General features: G+C 70.2%; 21 protein-coding genes and 1 pseudogene. 14 read left to right on the top strand and 8 right to left on the bottom strand.

The annotated features are described in order from the left end of the window. Positions 1-238: 238 nt before the first annotated feature. Positions 239-1,699, bottom strand: coding sequence for a helix-turn-helix transcriptional regulator (locus ACLBXP_RS11310; RefSeq protein WP_447667761.1), 1,461 nt, complete (start codon positions 1,697-1,699; stop codon positions 239-241). Between the two features lie 449 nt (positions 1,700-2,148). Here ACLBXP_RS11310 and ACLBXP_RS11305 point away from each other — a divergent pair, with 449 nt between their 5' ends. Beyond that, positions 2,149-3,324, top strand: a complete 1,176-nt coding sequence (locus ACLBXP_RS11305) for a serine hydrolase domain-containing protein (protein ID WP_447667760.1) — start codon at positions 2,149-2,151, stop codon at positions 3,322-3,324. A gap of 19 nt (positions 3,325-3,343) precedes the next feature. Here ACLBXP_RS11305 and ACLBXP_RS11300 read toward each other — a convergent pair whose 3' ends face one another. Together ACLBXP_RS11300 and ACLBXP_RS11295 are read right to left on the bottom strand one after the other, a co-directional pair. Continuing rightward, the gene (locus ACLBXP_RS11300) at positions 3,344-3,706 is read right to left on the bottom strand and encodes a hypothetical protein (protein ID WP_447667759.1); all 363 of its coding nucleotides are present in this window, start codon (positions 3,704-3,706) and stop codon (positions 3,344-3,346) included. Then, complete coding sequence (locus tag ACLBXP_RS11295) at positions 3,703-4,452, bottom strand: hypothetical protein (protein ID WP_447667758.1); 750 nt, start codon at positions 4,450-4,452, stop codon at positions 3,703-3,705. The genes ACLBXP_RS11300 and ACLBXP_RS11295 overlap by 4 nt, the downstream gene beginning before the upstream one ends. Positions 4,453-5,190: 738 nt before the next feature. On the opposite strand from ACLBXP_RS11295, the gene ACLBXP_RS11290 reads away from it, so the two are divergent. The 6 genes from ACLBXP_RS11290 (at position 5,191) to ACLBXP_RS11265 (ending at position 9,836) form a co-directional block, all read left to right on the top strand. After that, positions 5,191-6,066, top strand: a complete 876-nt coding sequence (locus ACLBXP_RS11290) for a hypothetical protein (RefSeq protein ID WP_447667757.1) — start codon at positions 5,191-5,193, stop codon at positions 6,064-6,066. 108 nt (positions 6,067-6,174) lie between these two features. Further along, complete coding sequence (csgH, locus tag ACLBXP_RS11285) at positions 6,175-6,498, top strand: curli-like amyloid fiber formation chaperone CsgH (RefSeq protein ID WP_447667756.1); 324 nt, start codon at positions 6,175-6,177, stop codon at positions 6,496-6,498. A gap of 336 nt (positions 6,499-6,834) precedes the next feature. Further along, positions 6,835-7,410: a hypothetical protein gene (locus tag ACLBXP_RS11280; RefSeq protein ID WP_447667755.1), complete on the top strand. Its 576-nt coding sequence runs from the start codon at positions 6,835-6,837 to the stop codon at positions 7,408-7,410. Further along, a complete protein-coding gene (locus tag ACLBXP_RS11275; protein ID WP_447667754.1) occupies positions 7,407-7,901 on the top strand; it encodes a curli assembly protein CsgF in 495 nt (164 codons plus the stop codon). Before ACLBXP_RS11280 ends, ACLBXP_RS11275 begins: the two co-directional genes overlap by 4 nt. Before the next feature lie 18 nt (positions 7,902-7,919). Then, entirely contained in the window at positions 7,920-8,876 is a 957-nt protein-coding gene (locus tag ACLBXP_RS11270; protein ID WP_447667753.1) for a CsgG/HfaB family protein, read from the top strand. A gap of 6 nt (positions 8,877-8,882) precedes the next feature. Beyond that, on the top strand, positions 8,883-9,836 hold the full coding sequence (locus ACLBXP_RS11265) for a lytic transglycosylase domain-containing protein (RefSeq protein WP_447667752.1): 954 nt from the start codon (positions 8,883-8,885) through the stop codon (positions 9,834-9,836). Here ACLBXP_RS11265 and ACLBXP_RS11260 read toward each other — a convergent pair. Both ACLBXP_RS11260 and ACLBXP_RS11255 read right to left on the bottom strand, forming a co-directional pair. After that, the gene (locus ACLBXP_RS11260) at positions 9,830-10,195 is read right to left on the bottom strand and encodes a hypothetical protein (RefSeq protein WP_447667751.1); all 366 of its coding nucleotides are present in this window, start codon (positions 10,193-10,195) and stop codon (positions 9,830-9,832) included. The genes ACLBXP_RS11265 and ACLBXP_RS11260 overlap by 7 nt on opposite strands. A gap of 274 nt (positions 10,196-10,469) precedes the next feature. Further along, positions 10,470-10,748: a hypothetical protein gene (locus tag ACLBXP_RS11255; RefSeq protein ID WP_447667750.1), complete on the bottom strand. Its 279-nt coding sequence runs from the start codon at positions 10,746-10,748 to the stop codon at positions 10,470-10,472. A gap of 172 nt (positions 10,749-10,920) precedes the next feature. Between ACLBXP_RS11255 and ACLBXP_RS11250 the strand changes: the two genes are divergently transcribed. From ACLBXP_RS11250 to ACLBXP_RS11235, 4 genes are all read left to right on the top strand, one after another. Next, complete coding sequence (locus tag ACLBXP_RS11250) at positions 10,921-12,132, top strand: L-dopachrome tautomerase-related protein (protein WP_447667749.1); 1,212 nt, start codon at positions 10,921-10,923, stop codon at positions 12,130-12,132. Between the two features lie 489 nt (positions 12,133-12,621). After that, positions 12,622-13,713, top strand: a complete 1,092-nt coding sequence (locus ACLBXP_RS11245; RefSeq protein WP_447667748.1) for a class I SAM-dependent methyltransferase — start codon at positions 12,622-12,624, stop codon at positions 13,711-13,713. A gap of 272 nt (positions 13,714-13,985) precedes the next feature. After that, positions 13,986-14,498 carry a hypothetical protein gene (locus ACLBXP_RS11240; RefSeq protein ID WP_447667747.1) on the top strand — a complete coding sequence of 171 codons (513 nt, stop codon included), beginning with the start codon at positions 13,986-13,988 and terminating at the stop codon, positions 14,496-14,498. Next, positions 14,498-15,010, top strand: a complete 513-nt coding sequence (locus tag ACLBXP_RS11235; protein WP_447667746.1) for a hypothetical protein — start codon at positions 14,498-14,500, stop codon at positions 15,008-15,010. Before ACLBXP_RS11240 ends, ACLBXP_RS11235 begins: the two co-directional genes overlap by 1 nt. A gap of 19 nt (positions 15,011-15,029) precedes the next feature. Here ACLBXP_RS11235 and ACLBXP_RS11230 read toward each other — a convergent pair whose 3' ends face one another. Both ACLBXP_RS11230 and ACLBXP_RS11225 read right to left on the bottom strand, forming a co-directional pair. Further along, entirely contained in the window at positions 15,030-15,431 is a 402-nt protein-coding gene (locus tag ACLBXP_RS11230; RefSeq protein ID WP_447667745.1) for a helix-turn-helix domain-containing protein, read from the bottom strand. Positions 15,432-15,632: 201 nt separating this feature from the next. After that, positions 15,633-16,229: a PAS domain-containing protein gene (locus tag ACLBXP_RS11225; protein ID WP_447667744.1), complete on the bottom strand. Its 597-nt coding sequence runs from the start codon at positions 16,227-16,229 to the stop codon at positions 15,633-15,635. A 621-nt stretch (positions 16,230-16,850) separates the two neighbouring features. Here ACLBXP_RS11225 and ACLBXP_RS11220 point away from each other — a divergent pair. After that, on the top strand, positions 16,851-17,081 hold the full coding sequence (locus ACLBXP_RS11220) for a hypothetical protein (RefSeq protein WP_447667743.1): 231 nt from the start codon (positions 16,851-16,853) through the stop codon (positions 17,079-17,081). A 181-nt stretch (positions 17,082-17,262) separates the two neighbouring features. Next, positions 17,263-17,685 (top strand): hypothetical protein, encoded by a 423-nt coding sequence (locus ACLBXP_RS11215; protein ID WP_447667742.1) that lies wholly within the window; start codon positions 17,263-17,265, stop codon positions 17,683-17,685. 27 nt (positions 17,686-17,712) lie between these two features. Here ACLBXP_RS11215 and ACLBXP_RS11210 read toward each other — a convergent pair whose 3' ends face one another. Continuing rightward, positions 17,713-17,922, bottom strand: coding sequence for a hypothetical protein (locus ACLBXP_RS11210; RefSeq protein WP_447667741.1), 210 nt, complete (start codon positions 17,920-17,922; stop codon positions 17,713-17,715). 675 nt (positions 17,923-18,597) lie between these two features. Between ACLBXP_RS11210 and ACLBXP_RS11205 the strand changes: the two are divergent. Beyond that, a pseudogene (locus tag ACLBXP_RS11205) lies at positions 18,598-19,072 on the top strand (porin family protein); the annotation flags it as partial.

Here is a 19,072-nt window from a genome sequence, read left to right as displayed (position 1 = left end):
GTGGATGAACCGCCGAGGCGCATTCCGCCCCGCGGCGTCGGCCCCCGAGCGCCGCTCCGGCATGGCCGGGGCTCGCGTCGAGGGTGTTCTTCGCCGCGCCCGACTGAGGCGTGGCAAAAGTCGATCCCGTGTGTTCGATGCCGGACCCCTCGTCCTGCGCGAGGATTTCCGGCGCCGCCCTGCAGATGTGCGCGCGCAACGCACAATCAATGGTACGGAAATACTGGTAGAGCGAACTTCAGCTACCAGATGCCTGCGCGGGGAAACCGTTCTGGCGTCCCCACAGGATGACCTCCGTACGCTTGTGCAGGCCGAGCTTGCGGTACAGCGCGGCCCCGTGATTCCGAACCGTGTTGCGCGACAGGCCGAGCTTCCGCGCGATCGCATCGTCGTCGAGGCCCGAGCAGATCAGGTTCAGGATCTGGCGCTCGCGCACCGTCAGGTCCGGCACCGACCCGTCCGGGCCGTCGCGCCCCGGGCGCCGGAGGTTGGCGAGCTTCTCGATGAGGCCGCGGCTGAACCACGAGGTGTCGGCCATCACCGTCTCGATCGCGTCGAACAGCTCGCGCTCGGTGTGCTTGCGGGCGGTGATGTCCTGCAGGACGATCAGCACGAACGCGGCGTCGTTGATGCTCACGCGCTCGGCCGAGACCAGGCAGTCGAGGCCCGTCCCGTTCTCGTGGCGCAGGCAGACCTCGACGCCGAGCACGTAGCCGTGCCGCGCGAGCGCCGACTCGAACTGCTGGCGCTGGGCCTCCGTCACCCAGAGCCCGGCCTCGACCAGGGTGCGGCCCACCACCGTGTCCTCGCCGAGGCCGAAGACACGGCCGAAGGCCTCGTTGACGCTGGTGACCTGGAAATCCTCCGCCCGGGCCAGCACGGTCGCGACCGGGGTGAGGCGGAAGGCCTTGGCGAAGCGCTCCTCGCTCTGGCGCAGTGCGGCCTCGGCCTTCCGGCGCAGCTCGAGGTCCGCGAAGGTGAACAGCATGCAGGGCTCGTCGCCCATCTCGATGGGCTGCCCGGCCACGATGACGAAGCGGGTGTTCCCATCCGGCAATTCGAGGCAGGCCTCCATCTGCGGGATGGTGCCGCCCTCGTTCAGACGCGAGACCGCGAGATCGCGGTTGCGCGCGCCGGCCAGCACGTCGACCTCGTAGACGCTGCGGCCGATGACGGCCTCGCGGGTGTGGCCCGTCATCTCCAGGAAGCCGAGGTTGACCCGGACGTGGCGCAGGTCCGACAGCCGGGTGATCACGGCCGGGGCGGGGTTGGCGTTGAAGGTCCGCTCGAAGCGCTCCTCGGCCTCGAACTGGTCCGTGACGTCCTTGAGGATGAGCGCGAGGCAGCTCGGGCGGCCGTCGCGGTCGGTGGCCACGAGGCTCCTGAGGGAATGCACGAAGTCGAGGTCGGGCCGGTCCGTGCGCGTCACCTCGACGACGACGTCCTGGAACTGCTCACCCGAGACCACGCGCTCGATCGGGTAGGCGACGGGCGCGTGGTTGTTGCGGTAGCGGAGTGCGAACCGGTCGCGGTAGGCCTCGACCGTTGCCCCGAGCTCGTCCAGGCTCTCGGCGCCGTGCATCGCGAGCGCGGCCGCGTTGGCGTAGGCGATGGTCTGGTCGGGCTCGACCAGGATCACGCCCTCGCTGAGGCCGGCGATGATCTGCCGAAGCTCATGCCTGTCGACGCCCACCGTCACGGCTCGCCTGACCCCCGTTGTGTACGCAACCGCCGCGATGGCAGCGGGGCACAAACGGGTCGTGCGCAAACGGGTTCCGCATCGCACACGCTTTTCCCTGGTACAGGCGCATCAGTGACGCGAATGTTATCGATCAGGGAGCGGAACGTTTCCGATGGCCGCGGGCTGCACGCAGGGTCGGATAGGGACGGCCCGAGAGCACCGAACGCCCGGTGGGGCCTGAGCGAAACATCCCGATCCGCTGGTTCGGGCCAGTGGCAGGGAGGGGACCGGTATCGACCCGTCGTGCAGTCCGCGTGGACGCGAGGGGGCGGAGCGCCAGGAAGTCCACGGGGATGAAGAATGTCCCTGGATTGTCTCTCCGTCGTCTTTCGACCAGACGGGGCGAGTTCCTCCCGTGCCGTCCGGTGCGGAAGGCAACGCGGCCCTTGGGGGCGATCGGGGTGAGCATGGCGCGGCACGGGCGGAACGATCGGCGCTGGCACCGGCTGCTGCTCTGGGCAGGCCTCAGTCTCGTGGGCGCCACCGCGGCCGCGGCGCAAGGCGGTCCCGCCGGGGGAACGGCCTCCGGGGCGGACGCGGAGGCGCTGCGCCCGCTGGTCGACCGCCTCGTCGGCGGCGCGGTCGCCCGCGAGGCGATGCCGGGCGCGGTGGTGGGCGTGAGCTGGCGCGGGCGGCGCAGCTACTTCGGGTACAGCGGCACCGGCGACAGGCCCTACGAGCCCGGGACCATCGTCGAGATCGGCTCCATCACCAAGGTGTTCACCACCGCGCTGTTCGCCGAGGCCGTGATCGAGGGGCGGATGCAGCGCGACGCGCCGATCCAGTCCTACCTGCCGGACAGGCGGCTGCGCCCCTGCACGGCGCGGATCACCCCGCAGCAGCTCGCCGACTTCACCTCGGGGATGCCCGCGCTGCCGGGCGACGCGCCGCGGGCGCTCGCCGAGCGCGGCATCGGGACCTACACGGGCGCCGACTTTCTGCGCTGGGTCGAGCGCTGGTCGCCCGAGGACGGGGAGGGGGGCGTCTGCGGCCTGCCTGCGCCCTACCGCTACTCGAACGCGAGCGTCGGGCTCCTGGGCGATCTCGTCGCCGCGCGCCTCGGGGGACGCTGGGAGGAACTGGTCCGCGCGCGGATCACCGGGCCGCTCGGCATGGCCAGCACGGCGGTCGCCGTGCCGGCGGAGCAGCGGGCGCGCCTAGCCCCGGGCTACGGCGCGGACGGGCAGCCCGTGATGCCCTGGCCGGTCTTCGCCTGGTACGCCGCCGGCGCCCTGCGCTCGACGGCGGTGGACATGCTCGCCTTCGGCGAGGCGGCCCTCGGCCACGAAACGGTCGAGGGGGCGGCGGTGCCGCCGCTCCTGATCCGTGCGCTCCGCGAGGCGATGGCTCCGATCTACCAGCCGGAGGGGCAGACCTTCGGACAGGGGCTCGCCTGGATCGAGGAGCCGGGGGACGCGGAGGCGGGCCAGCGCCCGGTCTTCCTCAAGGTCGGCGGGACGGACGGCTTCAACAGCGTGCTCGTCGTCAACCCGGGCAAGGACCTCGTCGTCTTCATCGCGGCGAGCCGGCCCCGGAGCGGCGTGCCGCGCCTCGGCGTCGCCCTGTCCCGGCAGATCCGCTGACGGCGCCGGACGGACGCCCTCAGCGCAGGTCGATGATGTTGGCGCGGCCCGCCTCGGGGTTGCGCGCCCGTGGGCCCGCGCCCTGCAGGAAGTCCGGCCTCCGCTGCGCCGTGGCGGGCGCCGCCGAGCCGGCCTCCGCCGGAGCGGCCGCCTGGGTGCGCCCGCCGGTGGCCGGATCGGCGACCGGAGCCGCCGGGGCCTGCACGCGGCCCTCGGTCTGGTCGAGGCAGCGGCGGAGCGCCCCGGGGTCCGGCAGCAGGGTGCAGTCGTTGACGTTCATGGGGCTCGGCTGCGCGAGGGCCGGCACCACCCCCGCGATGAGGAGCGCCGCCGCACCGGCGAGCCCGCGGCGGAACCCCGGGTACGCGCCACGGGCGCTCATGGCCGCGCCTGCCGGGCGCTGCCGTCGACCTGGCGGATCTCGATCTCGCTCGGCTCCGAAGGGCGCAGCCGCTTGACCTGTGCGGCGGCGGGGCCTTGCTGCTGACCCTGCGGCTGGCCCTGAGAACCCTGCACCTGGGCCTGGGCGGGGGGCGGCACCGGCTGCTGCGGGCGGCCCGCCTGCGGCCCCGCCGGCGCCGCCTGATCGAGCCGGCCGAGGCGGACGCGCACGTACGCGACGCTGCGCTTCGCGGCATCGAACCCGCACTCGTAGGTGACGCGGACCCATTCCTTCTGGGGGCTCAGGAAGCGGATCGAGTCGCCCCGGTAGCGCACCACCGTCGCGGTACCCTCCGGCGCCTCGGCCTGCTGGAAGATCTTGGCGAAGGGCCGGGAGACCCACTCGAAATCGGTCGGCGCCTCGGCCTCGACCCGCGGCGCGCAGAGCTGGCTCGCCAGCTCGGCATTGGCGCGCACGCAGGCGGCGTCACAGCCGGCGGGGGGCTGGGGCTGCGGGGCCGGGGCGTTTGCCTGCGGGGCTTGCGCCGTCGCCTGCGGGGCCACCTGCGCCTGCACCGCGGCCTGGCTCTGCCCCTGCGCAGCCTGCAACTGGGCGGGCCGGACCGGGACGCTGCCGGCGATCGATTGCGCCTGGGCGCCCGGCGCTTGGGCCAGCGCGGCGGCGATCAGGCTCGCGGCGCCGAGCGCTGGCAGCCGGTGAACGTCGATGTTCAGAGTTTGACGCATGGGTCACTGTCCAGGCTGGCGTGGCGCCGGTTGCCGGCGACCTGTTCGTGAAGGGCGCGATGCGTTCAGGCTTCGCGACGGTCGGCCTTCGTGTTCCTAACCCGATCCTCTCGCCGATCCAGCGAAGCATTCGTATGCTCGGCCGCAATTTTGGAAGGTTATACGTACTTATGGTTGATTTTTCTCAACAACCGTAAATTCGTGCGGCTTGTCGATATGGACCCGTCTCCGCACAACGAAAGCAGATTCGATGCTCCGGAAGGAGTCGCTGTGTCCTTTCCTTGCGCCATGCTTGCGGCGACAACAATCATCCTGTCCACAGACTCATACCAAGCTGCAGTGATAGCTCTTATCGGCAGGTTTATACCTCTTTCGACGTAGGGTTAGTGTCACTTCGAAGGCACAGTCCAGCGTCCGGATTTGCTGTCTACGACCCGCCTCGACGCGAAGCGGCCCCCAGATATGGAGCGCGCGCAGCCCTTTCGGCGAATGGCTAAGCTGCTGATATGGCTTGGTGATTCAATGCAGTCTCGCGTGTCGGACTGCGAGAATAAGACAGGTGAAGGCACACAAAACCCGCCGCTGATCCCTGCAATATCTGCCACTTTCGATCGCTTGATTTCCTGCGACCGCTGCTTGTAGGTAAACGAACCGTTAACGAGCCGGGGTCAGGCCCGCTCAACTGTGACGGGTCGCGGACGCATCGCGTTCGTAGTGATTTACACAGGGAGCTATCCAGTGAAGAAAATCGCATTGCTTGCGTCCACCACGCTCGCCCTGTCGCTCGTTGCGGGCTCGGCCTTCGCGCAGTCGACGAGCGCCCCCGTCCTCGGGGTCGGCACCACCGCCAACGAGGCTGTCGTTGTGCAGCGTGGAAACGGCGTTGGTCTCTTTGGTTATTCTTTCGGCAATAACGCCACCGTTGACCAGAGTGGCACCAACAACAAGGCGGGCCGCGTCAACAGCTACGTCGACCTCTCTGCAGGAAACCTGTCCACCGGCGCGAGCAATGCGACCCTGGATGCTTCCTATTCTGTGGCTCAGGTCGGTAATTACAACAATCTGAGCATCACTCAGAGCGGTTCGAACAACTCCGTGGTGACGACCACCGGTAACTGGACGCGCTCCTCGTTCGGGCTCGATGCGAACGGCGGTTCGTTCCAGGCCGGCGATAAGAACAAGTTCACCTCCACGCAGGCTGGCACCAAGGGCCAGGTCCAGTTCCAGCAGAAGGGTGACCGGAACGTGGGCACCGTGTCTGTCGAGAACGGCGCGCAGAACACTTATGCCGGCATCTTCCAGGACGGCTATGGTAACACGGGCGCGATCAATCAGTACTACAGCGCCAACAACGCTTACGCTGCCATTGTTCAGCGCGGCAATGACAACGATGCTACCATCAAGCAGTCCGGCGTGACCAACTATGCCGCCGTGCTGCAGGTTGGTAACAGCAACGATGCCTTGATCACCCAGAGCGGCGCCGGTGTCGGTGCTTTCGGCTACCAAGTCGGCAGCTACAACAACGGCACGATCTCGCAGACCGGGGCGGGCTTCGCCAACGCCGTGTACGCGCAGTCGGGCACCTTCAACACCGTCTCGATCAAGCAGCGCTGATTGGGCCGGCGCGGGAAGCTTGCTTCCCGCCACCGCCCGCAGACAGCCGAAGGCACGCCGGTCACGCGACCGGCGTGCTTTCCCCAGCCGTCGCTGGATGAGGCCCCCATGCCCATCGTCGACCTGCCGCCCGCCGATCTTACCTGCCGCGTGGTGGAGACGCGCGCGGGTGACACCGCTCGGATCGGGCTGCGGATCGAAGGGCCGGCCGGCGTGACGGGCCGCTACACCATCCGGGTCGGCAAGTCGGATTCGGCGGGCAGCGCCCAGCTGAGCCAGGCCGGAGCCTTTCCGGCGATGACCGGGCACGGCGAACCGGTCGGGAACGTCATCCTCGGCGTCGGGCCGGAGACGGTGCTGCGCATCGACGGGCAGATCGAGGTCGAGGGCCGGACGATGACCTGCCGCACGGAGCGGGAGGACAGGCTGTGAGAGCACGGTCGCGTCGATCGCAGGCGTTCCGTGTGTTCTTGGCCGGAGATGCTGGTCAGGACCAAATCATTGACCAAAAACGTTCCGTGTACGGTACATTAACCAGGATATCGCCGGGCCGAAGACAGAAATAGATCGTTCAAACATTCGGCCTAAGACTTTTCCATAAGAGTACGGGTCCAGAAATTAGGCATCGTCCGCGGTTTCCGAGCCGGTTTAAGCGATGTCCACAGCCCTTCGGTGTTTCAGAGGAATGCAACCCGACCGCGCATCTGTTATCGAGAGTCTCGTGCCGCGCGGCTCGAGGACAGGGCGGTCCGGGGCAGGGAGGACGCGATGAGACACGAACGGCGGCCGGCGCCCGCGCGCCTGAGCCTGCTCCTGGCCGGCCTCGCGCTCGCCGCGACGCCGGCTGCGGCGCAGGATCCGGTGACGATCGATCAGGTCCGGATCACCGGGGCGCCCGCGCAGCCGCGCGGCCTCGCGCAGGACCGGTTCCGGGAGGCGGAGTACATCCTCGGCGGGCAGGCCGCGGCGGGGCTGATGTCGCCCAGCGGGCCGGCCTACGGGCCCGCCGCCAACCAGGCGCGCGCGTTCCAGACGGGCACCGGCAACGCGTCGACGATCGACATGTCGGGCACCGGCAACAGCGCGCTACAGGTCGTGACGGGCGCGCGCAACAGCGTCACCCAGATCCAGGCCGGCGACCAGAACAGCTCGACCGTCACGGTGTTCGGCAACGCGAACACGGTCGGCACCCGCCAGGAGGGCAGCGGCGCCGACGCGACGATCACGGTGCGCGGCAACAACAACGCCGTGACGGCGCAGCAGCAGGGCAGCAACCCGCTGCCGGTCAGCATCACGCAGGTCGGCAACGGCGGGAACGTCTCGGTCTCGCGGAGCGGCAGATGATCAAGGGCATCCTCCTCGCAGGCCTCCTCGCCGCACCGGCCCTCGCCCTGTGCGGGGCCGCGTCGGCCGGCAGCCTCACCTACCAGCCCGTCAACCCGTCCTTCGGCGGCAGCCCGCTCAACGGGGGCTGGCTGCAGGCCGAGGCGGCGGCGCAGAACGACGCGCAGCGGCGGGCCCAGCGCCTGCAGCAGCTGCAATCGGCCGCCCAGAGCAGCTCGAGCAGCCTGAGCCAGGGGCAGCTCTTCTCGCAGCAGCTCCAGTCCCAGATCTACGGGTCGCTCGCGAACCAGATCACGCAGGCGATCTTCGGAGAGAACGCGCAGCAGAGCGGCAGCTACAGCTTCGGCGGCTCGACGGTGACGTTCCAGCGGGTCGGCACCAACATCCAGCTGCAGATCTTCGACGGCTCCTCGACGACGACGGTCGTGGTGCCGGCGACCTCCGCTCTCGCCAACGGCTCCGGCACGACGCCGCTGTCCGGCGCTCCCTGATCCCGCACGGTCCCGGCCATGATCCTGCATCGCGCATCCGGGCTTCGCGCCGTGGCCCGCCTCTCGGCCCGCGGGCTCGCGCGGGCGGCCTGCGTGGCGGCCCTCGGGCTCGGCGCCGGGGGGTGCACCACCACCTGGCTGCGCGAGCCCCTGGCGCAGGCGCCGGTGGTGACGCCGCCGTCCCCCACCGACCTCAACCTCGAGACGCTGCCGCCGCCGATCCGCAAGGTCGACGTGGCGATCTACAGCTTCCCGGACCTGACGGGCCAGAACAAGCCGAACGACAACATCGCCGAGTACTCGCGGGCGGTCACGCAGGGCGGCGGGGCCTTCGTGGTCGATGCCCTGCGGCGGGCCGGCGGCGGGCAGTGGTTCTCGGTGGTGGAGCGCACGGGCCTCGCGAACCTCCTGCAGGAGCGCCAGCTCATCCGGGCGACGCGCCAGGAATTCGAGGGCCAGGACGCCAAGCCCCTGCCGCCGATCCGCTTCGCGGGCCTCATCCTCGAGGGCGGCATCATCGCCTACGACGCCAACACGGTGACGGGCGGCGCGGGGGCGAACCTCCTCGGCGTCGGCGGCGACACCAAGTACCGGCGCGACGAGGTGACGGTGGCGATGCGCATCGTCTCGGTGCAGAGCGGCGAGGTGCTCAACAGCGTCACGGTGACGAAGACGATCTACTCGGTCGCCCTCAACGCCAACGCCTACCGCTACGTCTCCGTCGCCAAGCTCCTGCAGGTCGAGGCGGGCGTCACCCGCAACGAGCCGACGCAGATGGCGGTGCGCGAGGCGATCGACCTCGCCGTCTACGCCACGATCATCGAGGGCGCGCGCAAGAAGCTGTGGCGCTTCCGCGACCCCGCCTCCGGCGACCGCCTGATCACGGAGTACCTCCTGCGCGACAAGCCCACACCGCTCGTCCAGCCGGAGCTCGTGCTGCCGGAGGGCGCCGAGCCCGTGGTGGCGAAGTCCTGAGCCGCCATGCGGTGGCAGGCCGCCCCTTCGCTCGGAGCCGCCGCCTGGGGCGGATGGCCGATCGTGCGGGCCCTCGCGCTGTGCGCCGTCGCGGTCTCGGGCCTCATCCTCACCCTGCCGCCCTTCGATCCGGCCAAAGTCGAAAACCCCGACCGCAGGCCGTCCTTCGCGGTGCGCCTCGCCGTCCAGCCCGCGGTGCGGGCAGGGCCGCGGCCGGCCCCGTCGCTCGGCGGCGACCTCCTGATCGTCCGGCCCGCGGAGGGTGCGGACGACGCCCGCTGGATCCTGTCCTTCGGCGAGCGCACGGATGAGATCCGCGGCCTGATCCTGGCCTCGGCGGCCCGGAACGCCCTGCCGGCGGACTTCTTCCTGCGGCTGCTGCACCAGGAGAGCCGGCTCGATCCGAAGGCCGTGAGCCGCGCCGGCGCGCAGGGCATCGCGCAGTTCATGCCCTACACGGCGGCCGAGCGGGGCCTGCGCGACCCGTTCGATCCGCGCGAGGCGATCCCGAAATCCGCGGAGCTGCTGCGCGAGCACCAGGCCCGGTTCGGCAATCTCGGCCTCGCCGCAGCCGCCTACAACGCCGGCCCGCGCCGCGTGCAGGACTGGCTCGACGGCCGCTCCGGACTGCCCGCCGAGACCCGCACCTACGTGCTGCGCATCACCGGCCGCCCCGTCGAGGCCTGGGCGCCCGGCGGGGTGAGCCCGGCGCTGCCGATCCTCGCCCTGACGAGCCTGGGCACCGGCCTCGCGCAGAACGCGACGGCCGGCCTCCTCTCCCCCGGTGCGCCGGTCTTCGAGACGAGGGCCGCGCCCCGTCGGCTCACTGCGACCGAGGCGCGGCGCGGGGCGCGGGCATCCTCGCGGGAGGCACGGGCGGACAGCCCGCGCTCCGAGCAGGGCCTCTGCTCGGCGCTCAACCGCTCCGGCGCGACCTGCCTCGTCCAGGCGGTCTACTGAGCCGGGGCGAGCTGCTGGATCTGCACGGCGCTGGACGGGGGCTGGCGGCGCGCTTCCCGCATCGCGCGGACGCGCACGCTGCGGCGGCCGGGGCGCGTGCCGGCGATCGGCCCAGCCGCGGCAATCAGGGCGGGATCGACGATCGGACGCGGGCGGAAGGCAGCTGCGCGCGGTCCCGGCGCGAGGCGCTGGCCCTGGTAGAGATTGATGCAGTCCCGCAGCGCGATCGGGTCTCGGATGAACGTGCAATCGTTCACGTTCGGCAGGGGGGCGCCCTGCGCAGCGGCCGGCGCGACACCGCCCAGGAGCAGGAGACCGAGGGCAAGGCCCGCGGGGCCGAGATCTGACCGTTCACCCATCACTGCCCCTCGTGCCGTCGCGCCGCACTGCCTGCGGGGCCGATTGCTGCCCATGATGCCCGTCAAGTCATGGAGTTCAAAGTCGAGCGGCCGCAGAAATCAGACATCGCGTCGGACCTGCGCAGATGCGACGTCTGTATCGCAACGATCCTCGCATGTTTCAGGCCGAGTGCACATCGCTTCGATCATGCCAAGCCGGTCTATGCGGTGGAGGGCGGGGCGCCCACCGAGCCGTTCGGCCCCCGGGGGCGCCCCGCGCTGCCCGGCCGGGTGCCTAGTGGGTGCCGGAGCCCTTCGCGGTGCCCTTCGCGCCGGGGGTCGAGCCAGCGCCCGCATCGTTGGCGCCGGTGCTGTTCTGGGTGCCGGAGCGGCTCATCCCGCCGGTCGTCGGTGCGCTGCCCGCCGCGCCCGGCGACGCGCCCGATCCGGCATCGTTGGCGCCGGTGCTGTTCTGCGTGCCCGAGCGCGATGTCCCGGAGGTGCCACCCTCCGCCGCGAGGGCCGCGCCGCCGAGCGCCAGGGTCGCGGCGAGGGCGAGTGTGAGGATTCTCATTGTTACCTCCCGTTTTCGTGTGGTCCGAGGCCAACGGCGCCCCGGCTGCGCAGTTCCGGCGGCGGGCGAACCCGCGAGCTGCCCCGGCGTGGCCTCGCCCTCGTGATGGACCTTCGCACCGCACGCCGCGTTGCCCGGAAACACCCCCCAACGCTCACGAGGTCGTTTCCGCATGCCGACACTGCACCGCGCCCGCCTGCGCGCCGGGCGCATCGCCCTGGTCGCCGCCCTCCTCGCCGGCACCGCGGCGGGGCCAGCGCTGGCGCAGGCGCCCACCGGACAGGGGCAGCTCACGCAGGTCGCGCGCTTCGAGCATCAGGTCACCGGCATCACGGTCTCGCGGGACGGCCGCATGTTCGTGAACTTCCCGCGCTGGAGCGAGGACGCGCCGGTCTCGGTCGCCGAGGTGAAGGACGGGAAGCCCGTCCCCTATCCGAACGCCGAGTGGAATGCCTGGCGCAACGCGCGGGCCGACGAAGTCTCGCCGAAGGATCACTTCGTCTGCGTGCAGAGCGTGGTGGCGGACGCCCAGAACCGCCTCTGGGTGGTGGACGCGGCGGCGCCCGCCATGGCCCACGTCATCAAGGACGGCCCGAAGCTCGTCGGGATCGACCTCGCCACCAACCAGGTGATCAAGACGATCCCGTTCGACACCAGCACGGTCCTGCAGGCCTCCTACATCAACGACGTGCGGATCGCGCCGGACGGCAAGACCGCCTACCTCACGGATTCGGGTGCCGAGGGCGCGCTGATCGTGGTCGACCTCGACAGCGGCAAGGCCCGGCGGGTGCTGGCCGGCGATCCCGCGACCATGCCTGACAAGAGCGTGACGGTGACCTACGACGGGCAGCCGCTGCGCCGGCCGGACGGCCGCGGCGTCGCCTTCTCGGCCGACGGCATCGCGCTGTCGGGCGACGGCAAGACGCTCTACTGGCAGGCGATCAAGGGCAAGACGCTCTACAGCCTGCCGACCGACGCGCTGACCGGCTGGGCCACCGCCGCGGTGGTGCCGGAGACGCTCACCGACCGCAGCCTCGCGGGCAAGATCGCGACGGTCGGCGAGAACGGCGTGGCGGACGGCCTGCTGATCTCCCGGCACGACGGCCGCATGTACGTGACCTCGCCGCAGGACGATTCCGTGAAGGTTCGCGACCTGTCGAAGGCAGGATCGGCCCTCACCACCCTGGTGCGCGACCCGCGCCTGCGCTGGCCGGACACCTTCAGCGAGGGTCCGGACGGCACGATCTACGTGACGACCTCCCACATCCAGGATTCGGCCGACTACAAGCCCGGCGCGCCGATCAGCCTGCCGACCGAGCTGTGGAGCATCCGGCCCGGCACCCCCGAGGCGACCGGCTCGACCGGAACGCCCGCGGCCCGCTGAACGGCAGGCGGACACGGTTTCGCGGGGCGTCGGCTCGGCGCCCCCGAATCCGTCCGCCAGGCCGTCCGCCCAGCCCGTCCGCGGTTCGTCGGCGGCGTCCGATCGCCCGCAGCTGAAGTCCGAGGCCTGCTCGGGCACGGGCCTTCCATCCGCGCGGGGGTGTCAAGGGCTCCGTGCGAGCGGATCGAGGCCGGCATGGCCGGCCCGGCCTCGCAGGGGTTAACGCCGCGCGCACCGAAGCGCTGTCCACCGGAAAAGCAAACCCGCAAGTAAGAGGCACGTAAAGCCCGCTAAATCAGCGGCTTGGCCTTTGCCGACAGCGGTGGACAACGTGGCCTCTGCCTGTGCGCAACGTTGCGCATCGGTAAAAATTAACCATGAATCAACATACAACTTTAGCTTTCGTTTAACGGATCGTTAACCTTGGGCTTGCCGACGCACGGAACGCGTCCGGACAGGTCGAAGCCACGGTTCAAGAGGCGAGAGTCGATGAGCAGCACGTCCGTACCCCTTGCGCGCGGTCAGGCCCTGCCGGCGCAGAGGACGGGGCCGTCGTCGACGGTTCCGGACACGACGGTTCAGGCGCTCCTCAACCGGCGCCCCATCCAGCGGCGCGCCCCGGCGCCGGGCACCAACTACTATCCGGAGGTCGTCGCGGACGTCCGCCACGCCCTGGACCGGCTCCTGGCCCAGGCCGAGCACGCCGGAGCCGGGCCGGTCGCCTCCGAGCTGATCGGTCTCCTCGAGCTTCTGAAGGCCAACTTCGCCCCCGAGACCTGGCGCGAGGCCGTCGTGCCGACGGCGCGCTCCCACGCGATCGGCCGGCTGATCCACGAGTGCCCCTTCACCCGCCACTCGTTCCTGCGGCCGCGCGGCTATCCGGGCGATGCGGGGCTCATCGACTTCGTCTATCGGCACGAGGCGACCCGGGCCGCGGTCGAGGCCGCCACGGAGGCGGGGCGGGCGGTGATGGACCACACCGTCAACGTCTCGGCCTGCGAGGCGGTGCGGCAGCGCAAGCAGATCCTGGCCGCGAAGATCGACGAGGCCGCGCTGCGCTGCCCGGATGCGGAGATCCTCGCCGTGGCCTGCGGCCACCTGCGCGAGGCGGAGAGCTCGCAGGCCCTGCGGGATGGAGGCATCCGCCGCTTCCTCGCCACCGACCAGGACGAGACCAGCCTGCGCATCGCGGCCGCCGGCACCGCGGCCTGCGGGACGGCGGTGGAGACCCGGACGCTCAGCGTGCGCAACTTCATCACGGCCAAGCAGCAGGTCGGCACGTTCGACTTCATCTACGCGGCCGGATTGTACGACTACCTGGAGGCCCGCGTCGCGGCGCGCCTGACGAAGAGCCTGTTCGACCGCCTCAAGCCCGGTGGCCGGCTCCTGATCCCCAACTTCCTCCACGGCGTCCGCGAGGAGGGATACATGGAGACCTTCATGGACTGGTTCCTCCTGTATCGCACGCCGGCGGAGATCGAGGCGTTCGCCTCGCTGATCCCGGGGGTGGATCTCGCGCGCGTCATCTACTCTGAGGACGGCTTCGGGCGGATCGGCTACCTCGAGGTCGAGAAGGCCTGAGGCGACGCGTTCGTCCCGCAAGGGGAGGGCGCTTTGCGCCCGCCCGCGACCCATCGGCCGGTGCCGTTGCGCCGGTCTGCGAGCAGGGGCGCCGAGAGGCGCTCGTCCCTGTGTCGCGCCGGCCACGGATCTCGGGATTTTCAGTTGCGTTCACGCAAGGTTAGCAATCAACACTTGCGTTAACACACCGTTAACCAGTCCAAATCATCGCTTGATCGTCTCAGCGCCGACCGCTCATTCCGGGCTTCGGGGCACGCGTGGATTGCACAGCGATGGATCCGGCCAAGAAGCTTCAATGGGAACGTCCGGGCGGGCTCGACGGCGCGGTGGACAGGTCGGCGCTCTCGCCGGCTCCGCTGCCGTCGGCGCCCGATCACCTTGCCAGCATCCTTCGCCTCGTGGGCGCGCCCGGTGAGGCGGCCTCGTCCGCCGCGACCCAGCGCCCCTCGTCCCCGCAGGAATGGGCGGCCCTGATCGAGCGCGTCCGCAGTGCAGCGGGACGCGCCCGCGAGGTCGAGAGCCAGGCCCAGGAGCAGGAGCAGCGGGTCCAGGAACTCCTCGAGCGCGTCCGCGAGGACATGCGCGCCGCCAGCGAGCGCGTGCGCGCCGCGGAGATGCGGGCGGCCGAGATCCAGGCGCACGCGGAGAGCATGGTCCGCGCCGCCGACGAGCGGGCCGCGGCCGCGGAGGAGCGCGCCCGGATCGCCGAGGAGTGGCTGTTCCGCGTGCACGAGACGATCAGCACCGAGTTCTCCGGCCTCGTGGCTCGTCCGGGTCCGGCCTGATGGGTCAGGCCGTCCACGAACAGCGGCTCCGGGCGCTCTTCGAGGGCGACGACGGCCCGGCCGCCGACCCGCCGGACGGGCCCGCCGGCCGACCTGGCTCAGGCTCCGCGCCGCAGGTGGCGGCCGCGGATGACGACCTGTTCGGCGACAGGGCGGAGGTCGACTGGCCCGGTGCGGTTCAGCTGATCCGCGATGTCGGCACGCGGGTGCGCCGCTCGCGCGACCAGGCTCAGGAGACCGTGCGGCGCTCGCAGGCGCTCATCAAGCGCAGCATCGTCCAGGCCGAAGAGGCCGAGGAGCGGGTGCGCACCGCCGAGGCCGCGGCCGCGCAGGCCCAGCAGCGGGCGGAGCGGGCCGAGGCCGCCGCCGCCGCCGCGGAGGCGCGCGCCCGGGCGGCCGAGGCGGAGGCCCGCGTCGCGCGGGCCGCGCAGGCCGAGGCGCAAGCCTGGCTCAAGCGGGTCTACGTGTGCGTCAGGACCGAGTTCGAGAGCCTGACCGACGAGGTGGCCTGAGACGGCGCGGAGCCCCGCATCAGGACTCGGTGCGTCCCGCCTCCAGGCGAGCCGCGGATTTGACAAGGGCGAGCACCTCGCGGCGGACCTGGTCGTCGCGGATCGCGCTGTAGGCCTTCACGAGATCCAGCGCGCCGGCCGCCCTCAGGCCGATCAGCGCCTCGCCGTGGTCCGACGCCTCCGACTCGTCCTCGTCGAAGAAGGTCGCGATCGGCACTTCGAGGAGGTCGGCAATCGCCTGGAGCCGGCCGGCGCCGACCCGGTTGCGCCCGCTCTCGTACTTCTGCACCTGCTGAAAGCTCACCCCGATCGCGGTTCCGAGGGCAGTCTGGCTCACGCCGCGCGAGATGCGGAGGGCGGCGATGCGCGTGCCGATCGAATGATCGGCGTGAGTCGTCTGCTTGGGCTTCGAGGGGGTCATGAGCCTGTCGATCTTGATGCTGAGGCGGTCGGGCGACGCTTGGTATGCAAGGTACAACTTAAAACTTCATTGGGCGCAATCGTGTTCCTTGCGGGAGCAACGGTGCGGCCGTGCGCCAAGCGCATACCTTGACCGTATTCTACCGCAATGCAGCGAGGCCGCCGGGCGATGAGATCCGTGCGTGCCGGCCGGCGTCCGGTCTCAGGGGCCCGGAGCGCCGAGACGCGCCAGGGCGCTGCCGATCTCGAACAGCAGCAGGTCGGCGGTGCGCTGGGCACCGCGCTCCCCGGTCCTGGCCAGTTCGCGATGGGCCGCGATCAGGTGGCCGGCTGCACGGACGAGGGGGTGCGTCGCCGCGGACGGCACGTCGAGGCCGAAGCCTTCCTCGCTGACAGCAGCGGCCGTGATGTCGATCAGCAGGCCGTGCCCGCGCTGGAGCTTCCGGCGGCGATCGAGCTCGAAGCTGCCGCGCTCCAGGATCCAGCGCGTGCGGGCCAGCCCCGCGTCGACGCGGTATTCCGCCACGAAGGACCCGCCTTCCTCCATCGCGTGCGCCACGACGGATGCCACCCGGTCGCGGTCCTCGGCATGGACGTGGGTCCTGAAGTCCAGGCCCGGGGGGCGCGTGTCGGCCGTTCCTCCGCGCGCAAGGCCGAACACGTCCGCGAGCGAGGCCGGGAAGCTGAGGCGCCGGTCCACGAAATCGCAGGTCCAGAGCCCGGACACGATCGGTCCGCCCGGATTCCGATGCAGGTCGATGTCCAACCCGCCGGTCAGCGGCAATACGTTCGCCGGCATGAAGCCCCTCGAAGCATTGTGAGACACCGGGTGAAGCCACTGTCAGGCACAGTCGCGCGGTCCTTGGCCGACATTTCTCCACATCCTCGAGACGCCCCCTCGAAAGGATCATCCCGATGGCAACGAATACGCTGGTTCCACGCGCACCGGCCTCGCACATCTTCCCCGACTTTGAGTCCGGATCAATGGCGCAGTCGCAGGAATCTGCAACTTCAGAGGAGAAGTGCGGCTGCAGATGCCACTTATGATTAGCGCAACCTCGATTCCCCGGATAAGCAGGCTCTTGTCGGGAGGGAAGCCGATCGCTCGCGCCGCTCGGAAACCGCTGCGTGGCCGGCTGCCGGACGCGAAGCAGTGCCGACGCTCGAATTAACAATGCCACCGCGCGCAACGCGAGCTCACGATTGTTATGTGCGCGATTGGATTTCCTAAAAATATCTTAAATATCGATGCGTAGATGGGTCGATCAAGATTTAGCTTTGTGGAAACACGAAAGAAACGAATGCCTTCATGGAGACATGAATTCGTCGGACTCGTGTAGATATTCGCTCTCATTGCTCGGGGTGGAGTTTGCTCCGTGCCTCAAGAGGCAACCGCGCGGGCGTCACGTTGGTCTGATCAATGGTCGAGAACGTCGAACATACGATCATGGCACGGATTGCCGCCGCCCTCGGCATCCCGGAGACGGCTTTTCGGGCCGCCATCACCGGCGATGCTCGCAGCGATCCGCATCTGGCAGGCCTGGAGGAGGTGGAACTCCTGTCCGCCTTCCTGCGCATCGAGGATCCGGAGGCGCGCAGCGCGTGCCTCGCCTTCGTTCGGGAGGCGGCCCGCCGGTCGACGGAGCCGTAGGCTGGAATCGCCTCCGCTCCGCAATCTACGGCTGAGACGGCGCCCGCATTCCGCGGCTACGTTAACGAAGCCTTAACCAAGACGCGCGCGTCTTGGACGCGGGACCCGGCCGGCGCACGGAAGGGCGGCTCCCGGTGATCGGGCAGCGCGTCGCACGAGAGAGCTTCTTCCGGAGGCGGCCATGGCCATCCAAGCGTTCGTCGATCGGCCGACCCGCCCGAAGCGTGCGGTCCGCGGCGCCTGGGCCTCGCTCCTGGCCGGCGGCATCGCCCTGGCCGGCGTCGGCCTCGCATCCGCCGAGGACAGGGCGAGCCGCCTGTTCATCCAGGTCTGGTGGGAGGCTCAGGCCGTCGAGATGGACCCGAGCGACGATCCGGGCCGGATCGAGGTCTATGTCGGCGAGGTCTTCGTCGGCTGCGCCATCGCGCCCGCGCATCTCAACTACCGCAAGCAGTTGATGCTGGTCCCGCCGTCGCTCGGCTACATGGCCTCCGGCGAGGCGAGCGCCGTGAAGGTCCAGGTCACGGGGCACCTGGGTTCGCTCCCGGGGCGGCAGGTCAAGGTCACGCGGGTCGAGGGCGCGGCAGAGCGCCCGCCTTCCTGAGCCCGGTCCTCCTCAGCCCGGTCCTCCTCAGCCCTTGCGCCGTTCGCAGCGCGTGACGAGGTAGCGCCCGTCGTCGCTGTGCAGGTCGAGGGTCTCGGCGGCGATCACCTGCCCGGTCATCGCGCATTCCATCGGCATGGCGACGGGACGCGTGGCGACGTCGAGGGCGGTGACGCGCGAGCACTCGGCCGGGGAGATGGCGGCCGCGCAAACCAGGACGACGGCGAGGAGCTGCATCGGAGCCTCCTGAACCAGATGGTGGATCTGGGCTCAGGATGTCGCGGACCCCGGACGTCGTCCGTGAGCAGCATCACGGTCGCGGTCAGCCTGCACTGCGCACGCGGACGCATATCGGGCGTCGCGGTGCGGGCCGGAACCCGTAAAAGAACGCGGCTCGGCCCGCCCATCGTTCGGCTCTAGAACCCAATAGGCTCAAAACCGCAGCGACTGACCCATCTAACCATTGGTTCTAGCCGCGAACACGGTGAAGAATACCGGGTTCGACCTTTGGTTGCGTATCGGCTCCGGCGGGCTGGAGCGCGGCATCTCGGCCACGCCTGGGCGGTCGCGTGCGATGAAGTTGCCGAAACGCCTTGTCTTCCCGCGCGGAAGTGCGTTCACATCGGGCATGCCGCGCGCCTGGCTGGTCCCGGGGGCGACGTGCAGGCGAACTTGTGCCCCGCGAGCCCATCGGACGCGGGGCATTTTATTTTCCGTTACCGCTCGGCGCCGGGCTCCCGCTTTCCCCAAGGGGCGCAGGGTGTCTTGTGCGGTGCCGCACATCGGTCCGCACGCCTCCCGCAGTGCGGCGCCGGGCGGCCGGAGGGGTGTTGCAATCGCGCACTATCGGGCCGGCGGCCTTTCCCGTTTCTGTGCGGTCAAGTTCCTTGGGGGAACACACGGGATTTGATGATGAAGACGCTTCTCCTCGCCAGCACCGCCGCCGCCCTCCTGTGCGGCAGCGCCTTCGCGGCGGATCTGCCGCGCCGCGCCGCGCCGCCGGTGTTCCAGCCGGTGCCGGTGTTCACCTGGACGGGCTTCTACGCGGGCTTCAACGCCGGCTACGGCTTCGGCACTCAGGACGACCGCGCCCCGACCGTGATCGGCGTGCCCGCCGGCGCCACCACCGCCGGCAGCCTGTTCCGCACCGCCGCCGGTGCCCCGGCCGCGGGCGTCGTCGCCTTCGGCAACCGCAACAACAACGAGGGCTTCGTCGGCGGTGGCCAGATCGGCTACAACTACCAGTTCACCCCGGGCTCCGGCGTGGTGATCGGCGTCGAGGCCGACGCGCAGTACGTCGACTTCGGGCGCAACCGCAACCGCTTCGCCTTCGCCACGGTGGCGGGCGGCGGCGTGAACCCCGGCGCGCTGGTGTTCAACCCCAACG

This window comes from Methylobacterium sp. A54F, from assembly GCF_053346035.1.
The sequence above is the reverse complement of the archived record's forward strand: the minus strand, read 5'-3'. Positions and strand labels throughout refer to the sequence as shown.

What these genes read in the sequence shown, in the direction of transcription:
- ACLBXP_RS11280 (WP_447667755.1), top strand. Translation starts at nt 6,835, where the DNA reads ATGAGACACGAACGGCGGCCGGCGCCCGCGCGCCTGAGCCTGCTCCTG.
- ACLBXP_RS11230 (WP_447667745.1), bottom strand. Translation starts at nt 15,431, where the DNA reads ATGACCCCCTCGAAGCCCAAGCAGACGACTCACGCCGATCATTCGATC.
- ACLBXP_RS11265 (WP_447667752.1), top strand. Translation starts at nt 8,883, where the DNA reads ATGCGGTGGCAGGCCGCCCCTTCGCTCGGAGCCGCCGCCTGGGGCGGA.
- ACLBXP_RS11295 (WP_447667758.1), bottom strand. Translation starts at nt 4,452, where the DNA reads ATGCGTCAAACTCTGAACATCGACGTTCACCGGCTGCCAGCGCTCGGC.
- ACLBXP_RS11275 (WP_447667754.1), top strand. Translation starts at nt 7,407, where the DNA reads ATGATCAAGGGCATCCTCCTCGCAGGCCTCCTCGCCGCACCGGCCCTC.
- ACLBXP_RS11260 (WP_447667751.1), bottom strand. Translation starts at nt 10,195, where the DNA reads ATGGGTGAACGGTCAGATCTCGGCCCCGCGGGCCTTGCCCTCGGTCTC.
- ACLBXP_RS11300 (WP_447667759.1), bottom strand. Translation starts at nt 3,706, where the DNA reads ATGAGCGCCCGTGGCGCGTACCCGGGGTTCCGCCGCGGGCTCGCCGGT.
- ACLBXP_RS11225 (WP_447667744.1), bottom strand. Translation starts at nt 16,229, where the DNA reads ATGCCGGCGAACGTATTGCCGCTGACCGGCGGGTTGGACATCGACCTG.
- ACLBXP_RS11245 (WP_447667748.1), top strand. Translation starts at nt 12,622, where the DNA reads ATGAGCAGCACGTCCGTACCCCTTGCGCGCGGTCAGGCCCTGCCGGCG.
- ACLBXP_RS11270 (WP_447667753.1), top strand. Translation starts at nt 7,920, where the DNA reads ATGATCCTGCATCGCGCATCCGGGCTTCGCGCCGTGGCCCGCCTCTCG.
- ACLBXP_RS11240 (WP_447667747.1), top strand. Translation starts at nt 13,986, where the DNA reads ATGGATCCGGCCAAGAAGCTTCAATGGGAACGTCCGGGCGGGCTCGAC.
- ACLBXP_RS11255 (WP_447667750.1), bottom strand. Translation starts at nt 10,748, where the DNA reads ATGAGAATCCTCACACTCGCCCTCGCCGCGACCCTGGCGCTCGGCGGC.
- csgH (WP_447667756.1), top strand. Translation starts at nt 6,175, where the DNA reads ATGCCCATCGTCGACCTGCCGCCCGCCGATCTTACCTGCCGCGTGGTG.
- ACLBXP_RS11210 (WP_447667741.1), bottom strand. Translation starts at nt 17,922, where the DNA reads ATGCAGCTCCTCGCCGTCGTCCTGGTTTGCGCGGCCGCCATCTCCCCG.
- ACLBXP_RS11250 (WP_447667749.1), top strand. Translation starts at nt 10,921, where the DNA reads ATGCCGACACTGCACCGCGCCCGCCTGCGCGCCGGGCGCATCGCCCTG.
- ACLBXP_RS11220 (WP_447667743.1), top strand. Translation starts at nt 16,851, where the DNA reads ATGGTCGAGAACGTCGAACATACGATCATGGCACGGATTGCCGCCGCC.
- ACLBXP_RS11305 (WP_447667760.1), top strand. Translation starts at nt 2,149, where the DNA reads ATGGCGCGGCACGGGCGGAACGATCGGCGCTGGCACCGGCTGCTGCTC.
- ACLBXP_RS11215 (WP_447667742.1), top strand. Translation starts at nt 17,263, where the DNA reads ATGGCCATCCAAGCGTTCGTCGATCGGCCGACCCGCCCGAAGCGTGCG.
- ACLBXP_RS11235 (WP_447667746.1), top strand. Translation starts at nt 14,498, where the DNA reads ATGGGTCAGGCCGTCCACGAACAGCGGCTCCGGGCGCTCTTCGAGGGC.